This window comes from Hydrotalea sp. (genome assembly GCA_030054115.1).
Taxonomy (GTDB): Bacteria; Pseudomonadota; Alphaproteobacteria; order JASGCL01; family JASGCL01; genus JASGCL01.
The window spans coordinates 1-3,544 of record JASGCL010000071.1 but is presented as its reverse complement, the minus strand read 5'-3'; the positions used below and the strand labels follow the sequence as shown (position 1 = coordinate 3,544).

The window sequence follows — 3,544 nt, the reverse complement described above, 5'->3', positions numbered from 1 at the left end:
TTACAACCACGGGCGTTTTTGCTGGTCGCGGCTTTCAAAATTGACGATGTCTTTTTCATGTTGCGTGGTCAGGGCAATATCGTCCAGGCCGTTCAACAAACATTGTTTTTTAAATGGTTCGATGTCGAATGATATGGCCACGCCATCGGGGTCGGTGATGGTTTGTTGTTCCAAATCGATGGTCATGGTGGCGTTTTGGCCGCGTTCCGATTTTTTCATCAGGGCCTGCACCTGCTCGCGCGGCAGGGTGATTAGCAAAATGCCGTTCTTGCTGGCGTTGTTAAAAAAAATATCGGCGAAGGATTCAGAAATAATTGCCTTGATGCCAAAATCGGATATCGCCCACACCGCATGTTCGCGCGACGACCCACAACCAAAATTATCACCGGCGATTAAAATCGCCGCATGGCGATAGGCCGGTTTGTTCAATATAAAATCGGGGTTTTCTTGGCCATTGTCATCGTAACGCATTTCGTCGAACAGGTTTTTGCCCAAACCGGTGCGTTTGATGGTTTTCAAAAATTGCTTGGGGATAATCATGTCGGTGTCGACATTGATAATCGGTAATGGCGCGGCCACGCCGTGTAATTTGTTAAATTTGTCCATGGGGGGTTTTGCCGCCTTTCGCTTTTTTTATGGTGGGTGCGACAGGGATTGAACCTGTGACCCCTACAATGTGAATGTAGTGCTCTACCGCTGAGCTACGCACCCATAATTTTTATTTTTTAAATTGGTTGTCTGGTGGTTGGTTTTCTATTTCTGCTTTCGGTCTTTTCATATTATTTCTGGTTGAAAAAATCAATCATAATATCAAAAACCTTTTGCAGGCGCGGGTTGTCTTCCTGCAACAGGGCGTGTTTGTAATCGGGCAGGTCGACCAACGTGTTATTGCCGATATTTTGCCCCATTTGTTTGGCGGTCGCGGCGTCAACCACGCGGTCGCCCACTGCGTTCATTTCGAGCAGGGGGATGGTGTTGCCAATCAGTTTTTTATCAACCATCACCTGTTGCCACAGGTCGTCGTTGCTGGCCAATGTGGCGCGTAACCATTGATAGGTAACACCGCCGAGGCGCAATGATTTCTTCTTCGCAATCATGGCGTTGTAGCGATAGAATCGTTCGGCCGAATGGGTTTTTTTATTCAAGAAAAACTGCGCCGGGCGATAGGGCCCCTGGGTGGGGAAGAAAGCATCGCCCCCGGCCAAATAACCCATGGTGCTGAGCAAGGGGCGCATCGCCCATTCGCCATGCAATTTCCACAATGGTGCCAAGACGACAATTTTTTTATAGGGCGTGCGGTATTGTTTATCGGCGTCAAGTTTCGCCTGTTCCTGCAACATAATTTGCAACGCCACATGCCCGCCCAGCGAATGGCCAATCAAATACAGCGGCCTTATCAAGGACGACCTAAAATTCGCTATCAACAAATTATGGTCGTTCACGTAATCTTGGTAATTATCGACATAACCCTTGTCATAAAAATGCGGTTCTTTTTTGGGCAATATGCGGTCGGACATGCCCTGGCCACGCAGGTCATAAATCAACACGCCGTAACGATTACCGCGCAGGTAGGAAATGACGTCGCAATAATTTTCGATATATTCGGCGCGCCCCATGATAATCACCACCGTGCCACGTTGGCGCGACGTGGGCACATTGGGGCTGAAATAGGCAACCCGCAGGTTTTTGATATTGGTGGGGTCAAGCGATTTCAAGTCCATGGTTACGTCGAGCGGTTGGGTTAAATCATAATGTTTTGGCACGCGGAACATGGTGCCGCTGACGCGGCCAATTTGCAAACATTCGTCGCTGTCGTCCAGCCGCAGGGGCGGCACAACATCGACCACCGGCGCGGGTTTTTTCTTTGCCGGTGCATCCTGGGCGAAACCACTAGACGAAAAAAACATCGCCGATAACAACAGGGATAAACCGACGCCCGCCAGCCATCTGCTAACCACGCGGCAATATGGCGCGGCGGATTTCATGGCGCGCCCGGAAGGAATCGAACCTTCAACCAACAGCTTAGAAGGCTGCTGCTCTATCCATTGAGCTACGGGCGCATGATTTTGTTGGTTGTCAGTCATGGTGATGTTAAGAAATGATAAATAGGAAATGATGTAATTTTTTATACACCAGTCTTTTTGGCAATTTGTCCCATTATTTTTCTAATGGGTCCATGGCCGATGTCTGAGGGAGGAGAAATTCTCGGCGTAATTTTTCCCCTCGACCCTTCGTTCGGTCATGCCGGTGCCCACCGCCACGTAATAGGGCAGGCCAATTTTTTCGGCCGCCGCGACCGCGGTTTCTTTGTCAGGGAATTGCAGGGCGATTTCGGCCATTGGGTCGTCGCCGCCCGACCAACCAATAACCGCGTTCGGCCGTTGGCCGCGGTCGCCCATGACGCGCAAACACCAATGGTGCAAATTGGCGCGGCCCGATTGGCCCGCGTTTTTTATGGCCGGAAAAATCTTGATATACATAATTGTTTTTCTATCACAATCTTATGCCCCACGCAACATTGTTGCGCGCGCCCAAGCCATGCGCAAGATTGTTGCGCCACCCCACCCCGCCACCATTATTTAATATTCGGGATAAGTTTTTTTAGAATAAGGCGATAGGGTAACAGCCCCAACAAAATTGTCACCAATTTTACCGAAAAATCGCCCATCGACAATTCGACCCAATTGTCCATAACGCCGTAAAAGGCAATGGAATAAAACACCACACTATCGAGCAACGACGCCAACAAGCCGGCCATCAATGGCGCGCGCCACCAAGATAGTTTGCGGAAGTGATTAAACACCGTGACATCGGCCCCCTGGCCAATCACATAGGCCAACACCGACGCCACGCCAACCCTGTAACCAACCCCCCAAATATTGAAATAGGCCAAGACAAAGGTAAACCCCATGCCGATAAGGCCGAAGGCCACCACGCGCCGCGCCGCCCGCAAGCCATAAAGCCGGTTGCATAAATCGGACAACAGAAAACTTAAAGGGTAAGAAAATGCGCCATAGGTCAACCATTCGTTAATCGGAAAATTCACCAAAATGTTCGACGCCAGCACCAGGGTTATCATCGCCACAATAAAGGGCGCGAGTTTTTTCAACGGCACGTTTGTGCTTGCGGCGGCTTGCGGTTTTTTTTGGGCGGCGGTTGGCATGGGCGAATTATACGCCCCAGCATAATTAAAGTAAAGCCGTTTTAACGAAGCAAGGATATTTTCGGCGTTAAGAAATAAATATTTGGTTTGGCGATTAAATATTGGCGACGATACAAATCGGGCGGCATCCACGGGATTGTCATGGCCTTGGCGAAGGTCATGTCCTCGAGGTTGTTTTTAAATAAAAAAGCCCGCGCCCATTGGCCAATTGGCATGGGGGCGGCAAGTAAAATATATAGAACAATCACGGCCTGTAGCCATTTGCTACCCCGTAACAATATATGTGCGATTAAAATTGATAATAGGGCGGTGTTTGCCACCGAGCCGCGAATAAATTCACTGCCCAATTCAGGCAGGATTTTCATCAACATCAATATCATT

Annotated in this window: 5 protein-coding genes and 2 tRNA genes; all 7 read right to left on the bottom strand. The window is 49.4% G+C overall.

All coding sequences use genetic code 11. From position 1 onward, the window contains the following. Window positions 1-606 (bottom strand): 3-isopropylmalate dehydratase small subunit, encoded by a 606-nt coding sequence (gene leuD / locus QM529_07605; GenBank protein MDI9314519.1) that lies wholly within the window; start codon window positions 604-606, stop codon window positions 1-3. Between the two features lie 30 nt (window positions 607-636). After that, a tRNA-Val gene (locus tag QM529_07600) sits at window positions 637-711 on the bottom strand. 68 nt (window positions 712-779) lie between these two features. Next, window positions 780-1,985, bottom strand: a complete 1,206-nt coding sequence (locus tag QM529_07595) for an alpha/beta hydrolase (GenBank protein MDI9314518.1) — start codon at window positions 1,983-1,985, stop codon at window positions 780-782. Continuing rightward, window positions 1,985-2,060: transfer RNA gene (locus QM529_07590), tRNA-Arg, on the bottom strand. Before QM529_07590 ends, QM529_07595 begins: the two co-directional genes overlap by 1 nt. A gap of 105 nt (window positions 2,061-2,165) precedes the next feature. Beyond that, on the bottom strand, window positions 2,166-2,480 hold the full coding sequence (locus QM529_07585) for an ETC complex I subunit (protein MDI9314517.1): 315 nt from the start codon (window positions 2,478-2,480) through the stop codon (window positions 2,166-2,168). Between the two features lie 95 nt (window positions 2,481-2,575). Next, complete coding sequence (locus tag QM529_07580) at window positions 2,576-3,163, bottom strand: queuosine precursor transporter (GenBank protein ID MDI9314516.1); 588 nt, start codon at window positions 3,161-3,163, stop codon at window positions 2,576-2,578. Between the two features lie 41 nt (window positions 3,164-3,204). Next, window positions 3,205-3,544, bottom strand: a 340-nt coding sequence (locus QM529_07575; GenBank protein MDI9314515.1) for a hypothetical protein, incomplete at its 5' end; no start/stop codon positions are given.